The following is an 18,835-nucleotide window of genomic DNA, read 5'->3' as shown; positions in this document are numbered from 1 at the left end:
AGTACGAGATGAGCGACACCTCCCGCCGCAGCCTGCTCAAGGGCACCGCCGGCATCCTGGCCAGCGGCATGTTCCCGGCCGTGCACGCCGACGACAAGCCGACGCTGCGCTACCTGGGCACTGCGGTGAACCAGGACAAGGCGATCGCCGAGAAGTTCAAGGCCGACACCGGCATCACGATCCAGTACGTCGCGGTCAACACCGACGAGGTGACCAAGCGTGCGGTCACATCGCCGAACAGCTTCGACCTGATCGACACCGAGTACTTCTCGCTCAAGAAGATCATCCCGACCGGCAACCTGATGGGCATGGACACCAAGCGCATCAAGAACGCCGACAAGATCACCACGCTGTTCACCAAGGGCGAGGTCGGCGGCAAGAAGGTCGGCGACCAGGGCACCGCGCCGAAGAAGGTGATGTACCTCGCCAAGCCCGACGCCAAGACCTTCAGCGCCGAGCCGACGCAGTTCATGACGCTGATCCCGACGGTCTACAACGCCGACACCCTGGGCATCCGGCCCGACCTGATCAAGCGCCCGATCGAGAGCTGGAAGGAACTGCTGAACCCGGAGTTCAAGGGCAAGGCCTCGATCCTGAACATCCCGTCGATCGGCATCATGGACGCGGCAATGGTCGTGGAGGCGATGGGCCTGTACAAGTACCCCGACAAGGGGAACATGACGAAGAAGGAGATCGACCTCACGATCAAGACGCTGATCGAAGCCAAGAAGGCCGGCCAGTTCCGCTCGCTGTGGAAGGACTTCAACGAGAGCGTGAACCTGATGGCCTCGGGCGAGGTGGTGATCCAGTCGATGTGGAGCCCGGCGGTGACCGCGGTGCGCACCAAGGGCATCGCCTGCACATACCAGCCGCTGAAGGAAGGCTACCGAGCCTGGGCGGCCGGCTTCGGCGTGCCCAAGACGCTCTCGGGCAAGAAGCTCGACGCGGCCTACGAGTTCATCAACTGGTTCCTCGACGGCTGGGCCGGCGCGTACCTGAACCGCCAGGGCTACTACAGCGCCGTGCTCGAGACCGCCAAGGCCAAGATGGAAGCCTACGAGTGGGCCTACTGGATGGAAGGCAAGGCGGCCGAGAAGGACATCAAGAGCCCGAACGGCCAGCTGCTCGCCAAGGCCGGCGAGAAGCGCGACGGCGGCTCCTACGAGGACCGCATGGGCGGCATCGCCTGCTGGAACGCCGTGATGGACGAGAACGTCTACATGGTCCAGAAGTGGAATGAGTTCGTCGCGGCCTGACGTGAACCCCCCCCGCAGCGCCTGCGGCGCTCCCCCCCGGGGGGGCGCCGCCAGCGGACCGGCGCAGCCGGCTCCGCGGCGACCGCTTGATGGCGGCTTCGCTGCGCTCGCCGATTCGAGCGAAGGCTCGGCGTGAACGGCGCGGCGCCTCGGTCGGGCCCGGCGGCGTGGCTGCAGGCACTGCCCTTCGGGGCAGTGTTTGCCTTCTTCTTCGTCGCGCCGCTGCTGCTGATCGTCGCGGTGAGCTTCTGGCCGACCAGCGACTACGCGCTGGTGCCGGGGTTCACCGCGGACAACTACGTCTCGATCTTCTCGGGCTGCAGCGAGTTCGCCGACCCCTGCGTCACCGTCAAGACCTATTGGTCGACGCTGCGCTTCTCGTTCTTCACCTGGCTGGTGTCGCTGCTGCTGGGCTTCACCATCGCCTACTTCCTCGCCTTCCACGTGCGCAGCACCGGCATGCAGACGCTGCTGTTCGTGCTGTGCACCATCCCGTTCTGGACCAGCAACGTGATCCGCATGATCTCGTGGGTCCCGCTGCTGGGCCGCAACGGGCTGGTCAACCAGGGCCTGATCGGCGCCGGGCTGATCGAGCAGCCGCTCGAGTGGCTGCTGTTCTCCGAGTTCTCGGTCGTGCTGGCCTTCGTGCACCTGTACACGATGTTCATGCTGGTGCCGATCTTCAACTCGATGATGCGCATCGACCGTGCGCTGCTCGAGGCCGCCGAGGACGCCGGCGCGAGCGCGTGGCAGACGCTGTGGAACGTGGTCGTGCCGCTGTCGCGCACCGGCATCGTGATCGGCTCGATCTTCGTCATCACCATCGTGATGGGCGACTTCGTCACCGTCGGCGTGATGGGCGGGCAGCAGATCGCCTCGGTGGGCAAGGTGATCCAGGTGCAGACCAGCTACCTGCAGTTCCCGCTCGCCGCGGCCAACGCCGTGGTGCTGCTGGCGGTGGTGCTGATGATCATCGCGGCCTTGACGCGCATGGTCGATCTCCGGAAGGAACTCTGAGCATGGCTCGCGAAGGTCGGCAACGAGGCTTCTGGCCGCTGGCCATCGTGTTCGGCCTGTTCGTGCTGTTCCTCTACGGCCCGGTGATCACGATCTTCGTGCTCAGCTTCCAGGGGCCGGAGGGCGGGCTCACCTTCCCGATGCGCGGCTGGTCGCTGCACTGGTACGCAGAGCTGTGGAAGGGCCTGGGCGTGGTCGACATCGGCGCCGCCCTGCGCCGCTCGCTCTGGCTCGGCCTCGTCGTGATGGTGCTCACCGTGCTGCTCTCGCTGCTGGCCGGCCTCGCCTTCCGCAAGAAGCTCGCCGGCGGCGAGGCGCTGTTCTACGTGACCGTGGCGAGCCTGATCATGCCCTCGATCATCGTCTCGCTCGGCATCGGCCTGCAGTTCCGGCTGATCGACGGCGGCGTCAAGTGGCTGCTCGAGTCGATCGGGGCCAGCGAGGCGCTCGAAGGCTTCACGACCACGCTCGGCATGTTCAGCTCCGGCCTCGGCGCGCACCTCACCTGGACGCTGCCCTTCGGCCTCCTGATCATGTTCGCGGTGTTCAACCGCTTCAATCCGGCCTACGAGGAGGCGGCGCGCGACCAGGGGGCCACGCCCTGGCAGACCTTCCGGCACGTGGTGCTGCCGCTGATCGGCCCGTCGGTGGTGGGCATCGGCATGTTCGGCTTCACGCTCAGCTGGGACGAGATCGCGCGTTCCTCGCAGGCGGTGGGCGACCTGAACACGCTGCCGCTGGAACTGCAGGGCCTGACCACCACGGTCACGACGCCGGCCATCTACGCGCTCGGCACCGTGACCACCCTGGTCTCGCTGCTCGTGATCGCGCTGGCGCTGGCCAGCGCGGCCTGGCTGCGGCGCCGCCGGCCGGCTTGAGTTCCGGCGCGCCGGCTCCATCTAGGGTCGCTGGCGGGCAGGGTGCCCGCGGGAGCGTGGGCATGCTGGAAACCGTCGTCGCCGCCTCGGCCAGCCCGTGGTGGTGGGTGCTTGCGATCGGCCTGATGGTCGTCGGTGTGGTCGGTGCCGTGCTGCCGGTGCTGCCCGGCACGATCCTCGTGCTCGGCGGTGCGGTGCTGGGCGCCTGGATCGACGGCTTCGAGAAGGTCTCGGTCGGTGCGCTGGCCTGGATCGCCGTGCTGGCCGTGCTGGCCTGGGCGACCGACTACGTGGCCGCGCTGCTGGGCGCCAAGAAAGCCGGTGCGAGCCGGCTGGCGGTGATCGGCGCGGCGGTCGGCACGGTGCTGGGCGTGCTCACCGGCTTCATCGGCCTGCTGTTCATGCCGCTGGCCGGCGCGCTGGCGGGCGAGTACTGGGCCCAGCGCCAGAAGCTCGGCGGCTTCCAGGATGCCGACGACCATGCGGCGGCCGGGCGGCAGGCCGCGAAGGTCGGCATCGCCACCTGGATCGGCATGCTGCTGGGCACCGTGGTCAAGCTGGTGCTGACCTTCCTGATGATCGGCAGCTTCGCGGTGGCCTACCTGGTCTGAAACCGGATCACGCCGTCGTCGCCGAGCGAGCGGCTCAGCTCGCCGGCCAGCCACAGCGCGTTCAGGTGGGCGATCGACTCGCCCATCGCGAAGGTGGTCTGGTGCAGGTCGAGCGCGCGCCTGAACAGCACCGGCAGCAGGCTGGCCGCGGTCTGCGGCTCGCGCGCGCAGGCGCCGCGCACGTCGGCCAGGCGCTCGTCGTGGTGGGCGTGCAGCTGGGCGATGCGCTCGTGCAGCCCGCGGAACGGCTTGCCGTGCGAGGGCAGCACCAGGGTGTCCGGCGGCAGCGCGCGCAGCGCGGCGATCGAGCGCAGGTACAGCGGCAGCGGGTTCGCCTCGGGCTCGAGGTCGATCACGCTGACGTTGGTGGAGATGCGCGGCAGCACCATGTCGCCGCTGATCAGCACGCCGAGCGATTCGCTGTGCAGGCTGATGTGCTCGGGCGCGTGGCCATGGCCGGCGAGGCAGGTCCAGTCGTGATCGCCGATGCGGAGCACATCGCCGCAGAGCAGGCGGCGGAACTGGCGCGGCACCTGCGGCACCATCGTCGCGTAGTAGTTCGAACGGGCGCGGATCTTGGCCTGCGCGGCCGGGTCGGTCAGTCCGTGGCTGGCCATGAAGGCCGCCGCCGTCTCGCCGCCGAAGCCGGTGGTGGCCTGGCTGGCCATGCGCGCGGCGTTCCAGTCGGTGGCGCTGATCCACAGCCGCACGCCCCAGCGCTCGGTGAGCCAGTGCGCCAGGCCGACATGGTCGGGGTGCATGTGCGTCACGATCACGCGCAGCACCGGCAGGCCGTCGAGCTCGTGCGCGAACACCTGCTCCCAGGCGGCACGTGTGGCGTCGTTCGTGATGCCGCAGTCGACGATCGCCCAGCCCTCGCGGCCGGCCTCGTCGCGGTCGCGCAGCAGCCAGAGGTTGATGTGGTCCAGCGCGAAGGGCAGGCCCATGCGCAGCCAGCGCACGCCGGGGGCGAGCTCGATCGTGCGCCCGGGCTCGGGCACGGCCTCGCCCCAGGGGTAGTCGAGCTGGTGTTCGAGATGGTTCATGCGTCGGGCGCTTCGCTACACTTGACGTAAACGTCAATCACGCACGCAGTGTAAGAGCCCATGCCTGCCCCCACTGTCGCCGAGGCGTCGCCGGCGGGGCCGACCTACACGATCGGCGAGCTGGCGCGCGAGTTCGACCTCACCACCCGCGCGATCCGCTTCTACGAGGACTGCGGGCTGATCGCCCCGCAGCGGCGCGGCCGCAACCGCGTCTACACCGCGCGCGACCGCACCCGGCTGAAGCTGACGCTGCGCGGCAAGCGGCTCGGGCTGACGCTCTCCGAGGTCAAGGAGATCGTCGACATGTACGAGTCGCCGCGCGACACGCTGCCGCAGCTCAAGCGCTTCCTCGCCGTGCTGGCGGCACACCGCAGCCAGCTCGAGCAGCAGATGGCCGACCTGAACGCCACGCTCGACGAGGTGCGGGCGCACGAGAAGGAGGCGCGGCGGCTCCTCGCCGAAGGCGAGAAGCGCCGCGCCTGATCGGCGCCGGCGCCCCGCGCGGGCGTCAGCCGCGCTTCCTGAGCAGCGCGTGCAACAGGATGGCGCCGAAGGTGGCGGTGCCGATGCCGCCGAGCGCGAAGCCGCCGAACTTCAGCGTGAAGTCCCCGGTGCCCAGCACCAGCGTGACCGCCGCGACGATCAGGTTGGTGTTGTCCGAGAAGTCGACACGGTTGTCGACCCAGATCTTCGCGCCGGCCACCGCGATCAGGCCGAACACCACGATCGAGACGCCGCCCATCACCGCCAGCGGGATGGCCTGGATCAGCGCGCCGAACTTCGGGCTGAAGCCCAGCAGGATCGCGATCAGCGCGGCGACGACGAACATCGCGGTCGAGTAGATCTTGGTGGCCGCCATCACGCCGATGTTCTCGGCATAGGTGGTCACGCCGGTGCCGCCGGAGGCGCCCGAGACCATCGTCGCCACGCCGTCGCCGACGAAGGCGCGGCCCATGTAGCGGTCGAGGTCGCGGCCGGTCATCGCGCTGACCGCCTTGATGTGGCCGAGGTTCTCGGCCACCAGGATGATCGCCACCGGGGCGATCAGCAGCATGGCCTTGCCGTCGAACACCGGCGCGGCGAAGTTCGGCGCGCCGAACCAGGCGGCGTTGGCGATGCCGGAGACGTCGATCGGCTTGCCCATCCCGAGGCCGTTGGTGAGGATCGCGTAGACGATGCTGGCCACGATCAGGCCCACGAGGATCAGCAGGCGCTGCGTCATGCCGCGGGTGTAGACGGCCACCAGGCCGACGCTGACGAAGGTGACCGCCTGCATCCAGGCGTCGAAGCCGGTGGGGGCCATGTTCTTCACCGGGATGCCGGCCAGGTTCAGGCCGATCACCGCGACCACCGCGCCGGTGACCACCGGCGGCATCAGCGACTCGATCCATTTCGTGCCGATCGCCATCACGAGCAGGCCGATCGCCGTGTACAGCGCGCCGCAGGCGACGATGCCGCCCAGCGCCAGGCCGAGGTTGGCGTTCGGCCCCGAGCCGGCGTAGCCGCTGGCGGCGATCACCACGCCGATGAAGGCGAAGCTCGAGCCCAGGTAGCTCGGCACCTTGCCGCCGACCATCACGAAGAAGATCAGCGTGCCGATGCCGCTCATCAGGATCGCGACGTTCGGGTCGAAGCCCATCAGGATCGGCGCGAGCACGGTGGCGCCGAACATCGCGATCACGTGCTGCACGCCCAGCGCCGCGGTCTGCGGCCAGGGCAGGCGTTCGTCCGGCGCCACCACCGCACCGGGCGTGGCCGACACTTCCCGCCATTGGGGAATCAAGCTCATGGGGAATCTCCTCGTTGTTGTACTTCGGGATCGCCGGCGGACCGCCCAACGCACCGGCGCGGGGCATTGTGACGCGGCAGCAACCGGATCCGTATAATTGACGTTTACGTAAACGTCAGATCCACGGGAGATCCGATGCAGCCCCACGACGACGGCTACGCGCAGCGCACGCGCGACTCCTTCGCCCGCCAGGCCGCGATGGCCACGCTGGGCGCGACGCTCGAGACCGTGGAGCCCGGCCGCGTGGTGCTGGCGATGGCGCACCGCGACACGCTGACCCAGCAGCACGGCTTCATCCACGCCGGCATGGTGTCGTGCGCGCTCGATTCCGCCTGCGGCTACGCGGCGTTTTCACTGATGCCCGACGACGCCGCGGTGCTGACCATCGAGTTCAAGATCAACCTGCTCGCGCCGGCACGCGGGCCGCGCTTCCGCTTCGAGGGCCTGGTGATCAAGCCGGGCCGCACGATCAGCGTGGTCGACGGCCGCGCGACGCAGCACGACGAACACGGCCGGCACGAGAAGCTGATCGCCACGATGACCGCCACCGTCATGACCGTGCGCGGCCGCGAGGCGCTGAAACACTGAGAGGAGACATGCCATGAACCTGCCCGGACTCAACTTCCAGCTCGGCGAGGACATCGACGCGCTGCGCGACGCGGTGCGTGCCTTCGCCGAGGCCGAGATCGCGCCGCGCGCCGCCGAGATCGACCGCAGCGACCAGTTCCCGATGGACTTGTGGCGCAAGATGGGCGAGCTCGGCGTGCTCGGCATCACCGTGCCGGAGGAATACGGCGGCGCGGACATGGGCTACCTCGCCCACATGATCGCGATGGAGGAGATCAGCCGCGCCTCGGCGTCGGTGGGCCTTTCCTACGGCGCGCACAGCAACCTGTGCGTCAACCAGATCAAGCGCAACGGCACCGAGGCGCAGAAGCGCAAGTACCTGCCCGGGCTGATCAGCGGCGAGCAGGTCGGCGCGCTGGCGATGAGCGAGCCCGGTGCCGGCTCGGACGTGATCTCGATGAAGCTCAAGGCGGTCGAGAAGGGCGGCGCCTACGTGCTCAACGGCACGAAGATGTGGATCACCAACGGCCCGGACGCCGACACGCTGGTGGTCTACGCCAAGACCGAGCCCGAGCTGGGTGCACGAGGCGTCACGGCGTTCCTGATCGAGAAGGGCATGAAGGGCTTCTCCATCGCCCAGAAGCTCGACAAGCTCGGCATGCGCGGCTCGCACACCGGCGAGCTGGTGTTCCGGGACGTCGAGGTGCCGGCCGAGAACGTCCTGGGCACGCTGAACGGCGGCGCCAAGGTGCTGATGTCCGGACTGGACTACGAGCGCGCCGTGCTCGCCGCCGGGCCGATCGGCATCATGCAGGCGGTGATGGACAACGTGGTGCCCTACATCCACGAGCGCAAGCAGTTCGGCCAGAGCATCGGCGAGTTCCAGCTCATCCAGGGCAAGGTGGCCGACATGTACACCGTGCTGCAGGCCGCGCGCGCGTTCTGCTACACCGTGGGCAAGAACCTCGACCAGCTCGGCGCCGAGCACGTGCGCCAGGTGCGCAAGGACTGCGCCAGCGTCATCCTCTGGTGTGCCGAGAAGGCGACCTGGATGGCCGGCGAGGGCATCCAGGTGTTCGGCGGCAACGGCTACATCAACGAGTACCCGCTCGGCCGGCTGTGGCGCGACGCCAAGCTCTATGAAATCGGTGCCGGCACGAGCGAGATCCGCCGCATGCTGATCGGGCGGGAGCTGTTCGCCGAGACGATGTGACCGGGGCTGCGTAAACTGCCCGCATGAGCACGAACCTGGACGAACTCTTCGAGAGCAACCGCCGCTGGGCGGCCGAGACCGAGCGCCGCTCGCCCGGCTTCTTCACCAAGCTGCTGGCCCAGCAGGCGCCGCAGTACCTGTGGATAGGCTGCGCCGACAGCCGCGTGCCGGCCAACGAGATCCTCGGCCTGCTGCCGGGCGACGTGTTCGTGCACCGCAACGTGGCCAACGTCGTCGTGCATTCCGACCTGAATGCGCTGTCGGTGATCCAGTTCGCGATCGACATGCTGAAGGTGCAGCACATCATGGTCGTCGGGCACTATGGCTGCGGCGGCGTGCGCGCCGCGATGATGGGCCTGCGCATCGGCCTGGCGGACAACTGGATCCGCCACGTGCAGGACGTGCGCCACAAGCACCGCGCCTGGCTCGACGGCATGGCCGACGAGGAGCTGCGCCTGAAGGCGCTGTGCGAGCTCAACGTGCTCGAACAGTCGCTCAACGTCTGCGAATCCACCGTCGTGCAGGACGCCTGGGCGCGCGGCCAGTCGGTGGTGGTGCACGGCTGGGTGTACGGCCTGCACAACGGCCTGATCGAGGACCTGAGGATGACCGTGGCCGACGCCGCCGGCGTGGCCGCCGCCTACGGCCTGGCGCTCGGTGCGGTGAAGACGCGCTACGACGCGATCCGCAAGAACGGCAAGCCATGACCAGCTTCCCCCAGCGCCTGACCGACGCCCGCGGCTTCGACATCGCCCAGGCGCTGCTCGAGGGATTCAACCGCCACTACCGGCTGTTCCGCGAGACCAGCGCCGCCGCCAAGAAGCGCTTCGAGCAGGCCGACTGGCACGGCCAGCAGCAGGCGCAGCGCGAGCGCATCGAGTACTACGACAAGCGCGTCGAGGAGGCCGCGGAGCGCCTGCAGCGCGAGTTCCAGGCCGCGAGCCTGACGATGGACGTCTGGCAGCAGGTCAAGCTGCACTACATCGGCCTGCTGGTGAACCACCACCAGCCCGAGCTGGCCGAGACCTTCTTCAACTCGGTGACCACGAAGATCCTGCACCGCAGCTACTTCAACAACGACTTCATCTTCGTGCGCCCGGCGGTCTCCACCGAGTACATCGAGAACGACGAGCCGGCCGCGCTGCCGACCTACCGCGCCTACTACCCGACCAAGGAGACGCTGCGCGAGACGCTGCTGCGCGTGATCGACAACTTCCAGCTCGAGCGCGAGTTCGAGGACCTGGGGCGCGACGTCGACTACGTGCTCGCCGCGGTGATCAGCAAGCTCGGCGAGTTCCGCATGCGCGCGAACTTCCAGCTGCAGGTGCTCTCCTCGCTCTTCTACCGCAACAAGGGCGCCTACGCGGTGGGCAAGATCATCAACGGCTTCAACGAGCTGCCGTTTGCGCTGCCCATCCTGCACACGCCGCGCGGCCAGCTCGCCATCGACGCGGCCCTGTTCGGCGAGGACGACCTGCTGATGCTGTTCAGCTTCGCGCGCGCCTACTTCATGGTCGACATGGAGGTGCCCTCGGCCTGCGTGCAGTTCCTGCGCTCGATGATGCCGCGCAAGCCCAAGAGCGAGCTGTACAACGCGATCGGGCTGCAGAAGCAGGGCAAGAACATCTTCTACCGCGACTTCCTCTACCACCTGCGCCACAGCAGCGACAAGTTCCGCACCGCGCCCGGCATCAAGGGCATGGTGATGCTGGTGTTCGACCTGCCGAGCTTTCCCTACGTCTTCAAGGTCATCAAGGACTTCTACCCGGCGCCCAAGGAGACCACGCGCGAGCACATCCAGAGCCGCTACCTGCTCGTCAAGCAGCACGACCGCGTCGGCCGCATGGCCGACACGCTGGAGTACAGCAACGTGGCCTTCCCGCGCGGGCGCTTCGAGAACGACCTGGTGGCCGAACTGAAGCACCACTGCCCGAGCCTGGTGGAGGAGGACGGCGACACGCTGGTGATCCGCCACCTCTACATCGAGCGGCGCATGATCCCGCTGAACATCTACCTCCAGGAGGCCTCGCCGCGGCAGATGGAGCATGCCGTCGTCGAGTACGGCAACGCCATCAAGGACCTGGTGCGCGCCAACATCTTCCCGGGCGACATGCTGTGGAAGAACTTCGGCGTCACGCGCCACGGCAAGGTGGTGTTCTACGACTACGACGAGATCGAGTACCTGACCGACTGCAACTTCCGCCGCGTGCCCACGCCGCGCACCGAGGAGGAGGAGATGTCGGGCGAGGTCTGGTACCACGTCGGGCCGCACGACGTGTTCCCCGAGACCTTCGGCCCCTTCCTGCTCGGCGACACGCGGGTGCGCGAGGTGTTCATGCGGCACCACGCCGACCTGCTGGACGTGGCCTTCTGGCAGGGCCACAAGGAGCGCATCCAGGCCGGCCACGTGCACGACGTCTTCCCCTACGAGCAGCACCGGCGCTTCCGCCGGCCCCACCAGGACGCGGCCGAGGCGGCCGAGGTCGGCATGTGAGGTGCGCGTGGGCTGGAAGGACGCCTTCGAGTTCGCCAGCTACGTGGTCACCGTGGTCGGCCTGCCGTTCGCCGTCTGGGTGTTCTTCAGCGAGCAGCGCAAGGAGCGCGAGAACGAGGAGGAGGAGGCCTACCAGCACCTGTCCGACGCGTACGGGCAGTTCCTCCAGACGGTGCTTGCCAACGCCGACCTGCAATTGCGCACCAACGCCGCGCTGCCCAACCCGACGTCCGAGCAGAACGAACGCATGCTGGTCATCTTCGACATGCTGATCTCGCTGTTCGAGCGTGCCTACCTCGTGGCCCACAAGGCGCACATGACGCCCACCGAGCAGCGCCGCTGGAACTCGTGGGACGACTACATGCGCGAATGGTGCCGGCGCGACGACTTCTACAACGCCCTGCCGCTGCTGCTGCGCGGCGAGGATCCCGAGTTCCAGAACTACATCAAGCGTGTCGCGCAGGAGGAGCGCGGCAGCCCCGTCCTCACTGCCACCTGAATCCGCAAGGAGATTGCCATGTCCGAATCCATCGTCATCGCCTCCGCCGCCCGCACGCCGATCGGCGGCCTGCTGGGCGACTTCTCCAACCTCGCCGCCTGGGAGCTGGGCGCGGTGGCGATCAAGGCCGCGGTCGAGCGCGCCGGCGTGCCGGGCGACGCCGTCGACGAGGTGCTGCTCGGCAACTGCCTGATGGCGGGCCAGGGCCAAGCGCCGGCACGCCAGGCGCTGCGCCGTGCCGGCCTGCCGGACTCGGCCGGCGCGGTGACCCTGTCCAAGATGTGCGGCTCGGGCATGCGCGCGATGATGTTCGCGCACGACATGCTGCTGGCCGGCAGCGCCAACGTGATGGTGGCCGGCGGCATGGAGAGCATGACCAACGCGCCGCACCTGATGTTCGCGCGCAAGGGCATCAAGTACGGCGCCAGCGCCGTGTACGACCACATGGCGCTCGATGGCCTGGAAGACGCCTACGAGCGCGGCAAGGCGATGGGCGTGTTCGCCGAGCAGTGCGTTGCCAAGTACGGCTTCTCGCGCGAGGCGATGGACCAGTTCGCGATCGCCTCGACCACACGTTCGAAGACAGCCAACGAGGACGGCAGCTTCGAGTGGGAGATGGCGCCGGTCACGCTGCCGGGCAAGGCTGGCGACACGGTCGTGAAGTTCGACGAGCAGCCCTTCAAGGCCAAGCTCGACAAGATCCCCGGGCTGAAGCCGGCCTTCAAGAAGGACGGCGCGATCACCGCGGCCACCTCGTCGAGCATCTCCGACGGCGCCGCGGCGCTGGTGCTGATGCGCGAGTCCACCGCGAAGCAGATGGGCGCCCGGCCGGTGGCCCGCATCGTGGCGCACTCGGTGCATGCGCAGGCGCCGGACTGGTTCACCACCGCGCCGGTGGGGGCGATCGAGAAGGTACTGAAGAAGAGCGGCTGGGGTGTGAAGGACGTCGACCTGTGGGAGGTCAACGAGGCCTTCGCCGCGGTGACCATGGCCGCGATGGCCGAGTTCAAGCTGGCGCACGAGATCGTCAACGTGCATGGCGGCGCCTGCGCGCTCGGCCACCCCATCGGCGCGAGCGGCGCGCGCATCGTCGTCACGCTGCTCGGCGCGCTGCGCAAGCGGGGCGGGAGGAAGGGCGTCGCGGCGCTGTGCATCGGCGGCGGCGAGGCCACCGCGCTGGCCGTCGAGTTGCTGTGAGCCATGTTCTCGTGATCGGCGCCTCGCGCGGCATCGGCCACGAGTTCGTGCGCCAGTACCGCGCCGCGGGCTGGCAGGTCACCGCCACCGCACGCGACCCCGCCGGCCTCGAGGCGCTGAAGGCGATGGGCGCCACGGCGCTGGCGCTCGACGTGGCGGACATGGAGCATGCCTCGCGCCTGGCCTGGCAGCTCGACGGCGCGGCGCTCGACGTGGTGGTGCATGCCGCCGGCGTGCTGCTGCGCACGCCCGGCATGGAGCCGCCCACCGACGAGCAGTTCGACGCGACCATGCATGCCAACGTGCTCGGGCCGATGCGCGTGCTGCCGCAGCTGGCCGACGCACTCGCGCCCGGTGCGACGCTGGCGGTGCTGTCCTCGCGCATGGGCTCGATCGGCGGGCGCAGCAGTTCCAGCAGCTGGCTCTACCGCGCCTCCAAGGCGGCGGTCAACTCGGTGCTGAAGGACCTGTCGCTCGCCTGGGCCGGCAAGGCGATCTGCGTTGCCTTCCACCCCGGCTGGGTGCAGACCGCGATGGGCGGCCCCGGCGCCGACCTGACGCCCGAGCGCAGCGTGTCCGACATGCGCGGCGTGATCGCGCGGCTGACGGCTGCCGACAACGGCCGCTTCCTCAACCACGACGGATCGCCCATCGATTGGTAGCCCCATGCTTCTCAGCGACGACCACCTCGCCGTGCAGGACGCCGTGCGCGCGTTCGTGCAGGACCGCATCGCGCCGAACGCGGCGCGCTGGGACAAGGAACACCACTTCCCCGCCGCCGAGCTGAAGGGCCTGGCCGAGCTCGGCTGCTACGGCGTGGCGGTGCCGCCCGAGTACGGCGGCGCCGGGCTGGACTACCTGGCGCTCGCGATCCTCCTCGAGGAGATCGCCGCCGGCGACGGCGGCACCTCGACGGTGGTGAGCGTCAACAACTGCCCGGTCTGCTCGATCCTGCTGGCCTGGGGCAGCGAGGCGCAGAAGCAGCGCTGGCTCGCGCCGCTGGCGCGCGGCGAGCTGCTCGGCGCCTTCTGCCTGACCGAGCCGCATGTCGGTTCGCAGGCCGACGGGCTGAAGACCACCGCGGTGCGCGATGGCGACGAGTACGTGCTCGACGGCGTCAAGCAGTTCATCACCAGCGGCAAGTACGGCGACGTGGCGATCGTGATGGCCGTCACCGACAAGGCGGCCGGCAAACGCGGCATCAGCGCCTTCGTCGTGCCGACCAGCACCCCGGGCTATACCGTCGCGCGGCTCGAGGAGAAGATGGGCCAGCACAGCAGCGACACCGCGCAGATCCTGTTCGAGCGCTGCCGCGTGCCGGCGGCGAACCGGATCGGCGAGGAGGGCCAGGGCCTGAAGATCGCGCTCTCCGGCCTGGAGGGCGGGCGCATCGGCATCGCCTCGCAGAGCGTGGGCATGGCGCGCGCGGCCTTCGAGGTGGCGATGGCCTATGCGAAGGAGCGTGTCGCCTTCGGCCAGCCCATCTTCGAGCACCAGGCGGTGCAGTTCCGCCTGGCCGAGATGGCGACGCAGATCGAGGCGGCACGCCAGCTGATCCACCATGCCGCGAGCCTGAAGGACGCCGGCCGGCCCTGCCTGAAGGAGGCCGCGATGGCCAAGCTGTTCGCCTCCGAGATGGCCGAGCGCGTCTGCAGCGCGGCGATCCAGACGCTCGGCGGCTACGGCTACGTGGCCGATTTCCCGCTCGAGCGCATCTACCGCGACGTGCGGGTGTGCCAGATCTACGAAGGCACCTCGGACGTGCAGAAGATCCTGATCGGGCGAGCCTTGGCGCAGCACCCGTAGATCTCACCGCGCGGCGCTAAGATCTTCGCCGCATGAACATCATCATCCTCGGCGCCGGGCGTGTCGGCGAGAGCGTGGCGGAGAGCCTGGTGTCGGAGAAGAACGACATCACGGTGATCGACACCAGCCCGCAGCGCCTGGCCGAGCTGCAGGACCGGCTGGACCTGCGCGGCGTCACCGGCAACGGCATCCAGCCCTCGGTGCTCGAGGCCGCCGGCGCGCGCGATGCCGACATGCTGATCGCCTGCGCGCCGCTGGACGAGACCAACCTCGTGGTCTGCAAGGTGGCGCACGAGGTGTTCGGCATCCCGACCACGATCGCGCGCATCCGCTCGCCGGAGTTCCCGGACGGCGGTGCGCTGATGGCGCGCACCGGCTTCGCGGTCGACCACGTGATCTGCCCGGAGGAGTCGCTGACCAGCTACATCCGCAAGCTGATCGAGTATCCCGAGGCGCTGCAGGTGCTCGAGTTCGCCGACGGCGCGGTCAGCCTGATCGCGGTGCGGGCGGTCTCGGGCGGGCCGATGGTGCGCCACGTGATCAGCGAGCTGCCGCAGCTCGTGCCGGGCGTGGAGATGCGCTTCGTCGCGATCTACCGCACCGACGAGCTGGGCCAGGACCACCAGGTGGTGTGCGACGGCACCACGCGCATCGAGCCGGGCGACGAGGTGTTCGTGCTGGCCGCCACGCGCGACATCCGCCGCGTGCTCGACGCGCTGCGCCGGCGCGACGAGCCGGTGCGCCGCGTGATGATCGCCGGCGGCGGCAAGGTCGGGCTGCGCCTGGCGCGCGAGATCGAGGGCGAGTGCCGCGTCAAGGTGATCGAGGCCAGCGCGCCGCGCTGCGAGTACCTGACCACGCAGCTGAAGACCGAGTCGCTCGTGCTGCAGGGCGACAGCACCGACGAGGAGCTGCTCGAGGAAGAGAACGTGCAGGACACCGACCTCTTCCTCTCGCTGACCAGCGACGACGAGGACAACATCATGGCCTGCCTGCTGGCCAAGCGCATGGGCGCGCGCCGCGTGCTCGCGCTGATCAACCGGCGCGCCTATGCCGACCTGGTGCAGGGCACGCAGATCGACATCGCGCTCTCGCCCGCGCAGACGGTGATCGGCGAGCTGCTCGCGCACGTGCGGCGCGGCGACGTCGAGGCGGTCTACAGCCTGCGCCGCGGGGCGGCCGAGGCGCTCGAGGCGGTGGCGCACGGCGACCGGCGCTCGTCCAAGGTGGTGGGCCGGCGCATCGACGAGCTGCCGCTGCCTGCCGGCGCGCAGATCGGCGCGATCGTGCGCACCGTGCAGGGCGCCGAGGCGCCCCCTCGCGTCATCATCCCGCACCACGACACGGTGATCGAGAGCGACGACCACGTGATCGTCTTCCTGCCGCGCAAGCGCATGGTGCGCGAGGTGGAGAAGCTGTTCCAGGTCGGCGCGACCTTCCTGTTCTGATGAACTCGCCGCTGGCTGTCGTCGCGCTGGTCGGCCGCATGGTGGTGCTGTTCGCGCTGCTGATGCTGGTGCCGCTCGCCTTCGCGCTGGTGCAGCGCGACGCGGCGCGACACGCCTTCCTGGTGGGCACCGGCGTGACGCTGGTCGCCGGGGCGGTGATGAGCCTGGCCACGCGGCGCTTCCGGCGCGAGCTGCAGGCGCGCGACGGCTTCGTGCTGGTCGGGCTGACCTGGCTGCTGCTGCCGGCCTTCGGCGCCGTGCCGCTGCTGCTGGCGTTGCCCGGGCTCTCGGTGACGGACGCCTACTTCGAGGCCATGTCCGGCTTCACCGCCACCGGCGCCACCGTGCTGGCGGGGCTGGACGACCTGCCGCTCTCGGTCAACGTGTGGCGCTGCTTCATGATGCTGGTGGGCGGGCTCGGCATCATCGTGCTGGCGGTGGCGATCCTGCCGCTGCTGGGCGTGGGCGGCACGCAGCTCTTCAAGGCCGAGACGCCCGGCCCGATGAAGGACAACAAGCTGACGCCGCGCATCGCCGAGACGGCGCGCGGGCTGTGGACGGTCTACTTCATCGTCTCGGTGCTGTGCTTCTTCGCCTACCGCGCCGCCGGCATGGGCTGGGCCGACGCCTTCATGCACATGTGCTCGACCATGGGCCTGGGCGGCTTCTCGTCGCACGACCTGAGCTTCGGCTACTGGAACTCGCCGGCCATCGAGGCGGTGGCGATCTTCTTCATGCTGATCTCGGGCGTCAGCTTCGCGCTCTACTTCGTCGCCTGGCGGCAGCGCTCGCTGCGCGTGCTGTGGCGCGACGTGGAGGTGCGCGCCTACGTGCTGGCGGTGGGCGGCTCGATCGCGCTGATCGCCGGCTACCTGCTGGCGCACGGCGTCTACGACGACGGCCTGGCGGCGCTGCGCCACACCGCTTTCCACGTGGTCTCGCTGGCCACCACCACCGGCTACGCCTCGCACGACTACGCGCAGTGGCCGCTGTTCGCACCGCTGCTGATGATCCTGCTCGGCTGCTTCGCCACCTGCGCGGGCTCCACCGGCGGCGGCATCAAAATGGTCCGCATGCTGCTGCTGCTCAAGCAGTCGCACCGCGAGCTGGTGCGCATCGTGCACCCGAGCGTGGTCAACCCGGTGGTGATCGGCGGCAACGCGGTGAGCCCGCGCGTGCTGCAGAGCGTGATCGCCTACATGATGGTCTACGGCGCCACCTTGGTGGCGCTGACCATGCTGCTGCTGTTCAGCGGGCTCGAGCCGGTGACTGCCTTCACCGCGGTGATCGCCTGCGTCAACAACATCGGGCCGGGGCTCGGCGAGGTCGGCCCGGCGGTCAACTACGGGGCGCTGAACGACTTCCAGACCTGGGTCTGCACCTTCGGCATGCTGCTCGGGCGGCTCGAGCTGCTGGCGGTGCTGGTGCTGTTCACGCCGCAGTTCTGGCGCTCATGACTCAGGCGCTCGGCGCAACGCCGCCTGCAGCCGCTCGTCCACGGCCACCGGGAAGGCGAGGCGCTCCAGCACGTCGCGCCGCGGGTCGATGCCCGGGGCCACCTCCATCAGCGTCAGCCCGGCCGGGCGCAGCTCGAACACCGCGCGCTCGGTGACGTAGACCACCTTCTGCCGCTCGGCGCGCGCGCGCTCGCCGCTGAAGGTGATGTGGCGCACCTGCGGCACGATCTTCGGCACCGAGCCCGGTCGCACGATCTGCACGCGGCCGTCGCGTTGCGCCACTTCCAGGCCCTTGGCCTCGAAGGCGCCGCAGAACACCACCTTCTTGGCGCGCTGCGTGATGTCGACGAAGCCGCCCGGCCCGACGATGTTCTCGCCCAGCCAGGAGACGTTGACGTTGCCCTGCGCGTCCATCTCGCCCATGCCGAGGAAGGCGATGTCCACGCCGCCGCCGCTGAAGAAGTCGAACTGCTCGGTGGACTTGACGATCGCGCTCGGCCAGCGCGTGGCGCCGAACAAGTGGCCGCCGAGCAGCTCGCCGTTGTGCGGGCCCTGCTCGATCGTCGTCCAGCCGATCTCGAGCCCTTCGGCGCGCGCCACGGCCGGGATGCCGTCCGGCACGCCGAAGCCGAAGTTGACGCACCGGTCGGGCTCGAGCTCCTGCGCCGCGCGGCGTGCGATCAGGTAGCGCAGGCCCTCGGGCAGCACGGGCGCGTCACGCTCGGCCGGTGCGGCCTCGCGCCCGGCGATGCTGGCGTCGTAGCCGGCGCCGGTGGTCTGGCATTGCGCCTCGTGCAGGCAGACGAAGTCCACCAGCACGCCGGGCACCGACACGTCGCGCGCCGGCACGATCGGCGCGTCGAGCCGGTCGCGCACCTGGGCGAACACCTCGCCGCCGCCGTTGTGCGCCGCCATCGCGGCGGCGAAGGCGTCCATGTCGGCCGGCTCCTCGCGGCTCGTCAGGTTGCCCAGCGGGTCGCAGGCCGTGCCGCGGATCAGCGCGAAGTCGACCTGGATCGGCTTGTACCAGAGCAGTTCCCGGCCGCCGAGCGTGATCACCTCGACCAGGTCGTCGGTGGCGCGCTCGTTGCACTTGCCGCCGCCGTGGCGCGGGTCGGCGAAGGTGTGCAGCCCGATGTGGGTGACGAGGCCGTGCCGCCCGGCGCCGGCCTCGCGCAGCAGGGTCTGGATCGGCCCGGCCGGCAGCGTGTAGGCCTCGATCGCGTTGCGCCGCGCCAGCGCCTGCATGCGCCTGGACCAGGTCCAGTGCCCGCCGATCACGCGCTTGACCATGCCCTCGTGCGCGAAGCGGCTGACGCCCGATTCCACCCCGTCGCCGATGCCCAGGCCGTGCACCAGCGTCAGGTCACGCGGGTGGCCGGTGGCCAGGAAGCGCCGCTCGATCGCCGCGGCGACGTGGTCGGCCTCCTGCAGCCCGCCGCCCGAGCCGCTGAGCACCACCGTCGCACCATCGAACACCCGGGCCGCCATCGCGTCGGCGTCCATCCATCGAACCTGTCTCATCGCGATCCTCTGTCGAAAGTCCTTGCCGAACCC

General features: G+C 69.4%; 18 protein-coding genes. 15 read left to right on the top strand and 3 right to left on the bottom strand.

From position 1 onward, the window contains the following. The first annotated feature begins 8 nt into the window (after window positions 1-8). From D9C15_RS00795 to D9C15_RS00780, 4 genes are all read left to right on the top strand, one after another. Entirely contained in the window at window positions 9-1,256 is a 1,248-nt protein-coding gene (locus tag D9C15_RS00795) for an ABC transporter substrate-binding protein (protein WP_127995524.1), read from the top strand. Between the two features lie 132 nt (window positions 1,257-1,388). Beyond that, entirely contained in the window at window positions 1,389-2,273 is an 885-nt protein-coding gene (locus D9C15_RS00790) for an ABC transporter permease (RefSeq protein ID WP_127995523.1), read from the top strand. A 2-nt stretch (window positions 2,274-2,275) separates the two neighbouring features. Continuing rightward, window positions 2,276-3,151 (top strand): ABC transporter permease, encoded by an 876-nt coding sequence (locus tag D9C15_RS00785; RefSeq protein WP_127995522.1) that lies wholly within the window; start codon window positions 2,276-2,278, stop codon window positions 3,149-3,151. A gap of 62 nt (window positions 3,152-3,213) precedes the next feature. Further along, window positions 3,214-3,762 carry a DUF456 domain-containing protein gene (locus D9C15_RS00780; RefSeq protein WP_127995521.1) on the top strand — a complete coding sequence of 183 codons (549 nt, stop codon included), beginning with the start codon at window positions 3,214-3,216 and terminating at the stop codon, window positions 3,760-3,762. Here the strand turns inward: D9C15_RS00780 and D9C15_RS00775 are convergent. Continuing rightward, entirely contained in the window at window positions 3,750-4,808 is a 1,059-nt protein-coding gene (locus D9C15_RS00775; protein WP_127995520.1) for an MBL fold metallo-hydrolase, read from the bottom strand. The two genes, D9C15_RS00780 and D9C15_RS00775, sit on opposite strands and share 13 nt — an antisense overlap. A gap of 60 nt (window positions 4,809-4,868) precedes the next feature. Between D9C15_RS00775 and D9C15_RS00770 the strand changes: the two genes are divergently transcribed. Next, window positions 4,869-5,291, top strand: a complete 423-nt coding sequence (locus D9C15_RS00770; RefSeq protein WP_112189723.1) for a MerR family transcriptional regulator — start codon at window positions 4,869-4,871, stop codon at window positions 5,289-5,291. A 25-nt stretch (window positions 5,292-5,316) separates the two neighbouring features. Here D9C15_RS00770 and D9C15_RS00765 read toward each other — a convergent pair whose 3' ends face one another. Next, the gene (locus tag D9C15_RS00765; protein ID WP_127995519.1) at window positions 5,317-6,597 is read right to left on the bottom strand and encodes a solute carrier family 23 protein; all 1,281 of its coding nucleotides are present in this window, start codon (window positions 6,595-6,597) and stop codon (window positions 5,317-5,319) included. Between the two features lie 135 nt (window positions 6,598-6,732). Here D9C15_RS00765 and D9C15_RS00760 point away from each other — a divergent pair, with 135 nt between their 5' ends. The 10 genes from D9C15_RS00760 to D9C15_RS00715 are packed head-to-tail and all read left to right on the top strand — an operon-like array spanning window position 6,733 to window position 17,278. Then, a complete protein-coding gene (locus D9C15_RS00760; RefSeq protein WP_112189725.1) occupies window positions 6,733-7,185 on the top strand; it encodes a PaaI family thioesterase in 453 nt (150 codons plus the stop codon). Window positions 7,186-7,198: 13 nt separating this feature from the next. After that, window positions 7,199-8,377 carry an isovaleryl-CoA dehydrogenase gene (locus tag D9C15_RS00755; RefSeq protein WP_127995518.1) on the top strand — a complete coding sequence of 393 codons (1,179 nt, stop codon included), beginning with the start codon at window positions 7,199-7,201 and terminating at the stop codon, window positions 8,375-8,377. A 23-nt stretch (window positions 8,378-8,400) separates the two neighbouring features. Continuing rightward, window positions 8,401-9,084, top strand: coding sequence for a carbonate dehydratase (gene can, locus D9C15_RS00750; RefSeq protein ID WP_127995517.1), 684 nt, complete (start codon window positions 8,401-8,403; stop codon window positions 9,082-9,084). Next, window positions 9,081-10,871, top strand: coding sequence for a bifunctional isocitrate dehydrogenase kinase/phosphatase (gene aceK / locus D9C15_RS00745; RefSeq protein WP_127995516.1), 1,791 nt, complete (start codon window positions 9,081-9,083; stop codon window positions 10,869-10,871). Before can ends, aceK begins: the two co-directional genes overlap by 4 nt. A 7-nt stretch (window positions 10,872-10,878) precedes the next feature. After that, on the top strand, window positions 10,879-11,370 hold the full coding sequence (locus tag D9C15_RS00740) for a hypothetical protein (RefSeq protein WP_127995515.1): 492 nt from the start codon (window positions 10,879-10,881) through the stop codon (window positions 11,368-11,370). An 18-nt stretch (window positions 11,371-11,388) separates the two neighbouring features. Beyond that, the gene (locus D9C15_RS00735) at window positions 11,389-12,567 is read left to right on the top strand and encodes an acetyl-CoA C-acyltransferase (protein WP_127995514.1); all 1,179 of its coding nucleotides are present in this window, start codon (window positions 11,389-11,391) and stop codon (window positions 12,565-12,567) included. Beyond that, the gene (locus D9C15_RS00730) at window positions 12,564-13,229 is read left to right on the top strand and encodes an SDR family oxidoreductase (protein ID WP_127995513.1); all 666 of its coding nucleotides are present in this window, start codon (window positions 12,564-12,566) and stop codon (window positions 13,227-13,229) included. Before D9C15_RS00735 ends, D9C15_RS00730 begins: the two co-directional genes overlap by 4 nt. A gap of 4 nt (window positions 13,230-13,233) precedes the next feature. Continuing rightward, a complete protein-coding gene (locus D9C15_RS00725) occupies window positions 13,234-14,373 on the top strand; it encodes an acyl-CoA dehydrogenase family protein (protein ID WP_127995512.1) in 1,140 nt (379 codons plus the stop codon). A 32-nt stretch (window positions 14,374-14,405) separates the two neighbouring features. Next, a complete protein-coding gene (trkA, locus tag D9C15_RS00720) occupies window positions 14,406-15,821 on the top strand; it encodes a Trk system potassium transporter TrkA (RefSeq protein ID WP_127995511.1) in 1,416 nt (471 codons plus the stop codon). Then, the gene (locus tag D9C15_RS00715) at window positions 15,821-17,278 is read left to right on the top strand and encodes a TrkH family potassium uptake protein (protein ID WP_127995510.1); all 1,458 of its coding nucleotides are present in this window, start codon (window positions 15,821-15,823) and stop codon (window positions 17,276-17,278) included. The genes trkA and D9C15_RS00715 overlap by 1 nt, the downstream gene beginning before the upstream one ends. Here D9C15_RS00715 and D9C15_RS00710 read toward each other — a convergent pair. Next, window positions 17,273-18,802, bottom strand: a complete 1,530-nt coding sequence (locus D9C15_RS00710) for a CoA-transferase (RefSeq protein ID WP_127995509.1) — start codon at window positions 18,800-18,802, stop codon at window positions 17,273-17,275. The genes D9C15_RS00715 and D9C15_RS00710 overlap by 6 nt on opposite strands. Between the last annotated feature and the right edge of the window lie 33 nt (window positions 18,803-18,835).

The sequence above is a fragment of the Piscinibacter defluvii genome (genome assembly GCF_004011805.1).
Taxonomy (GTDB): domain Bacteria; phylum Pseudomonadota; class Gammaproteobacteria; order Burkholderiales; family Burkholderiaceae_C; genus Piscinibacter; species Piscinibacter defluvii.
The sequence above is the reverse complement of the archived record's forward strand: the minus strand, read 5'-3'. Positions and strand labels throughout refer to the sequence as shown.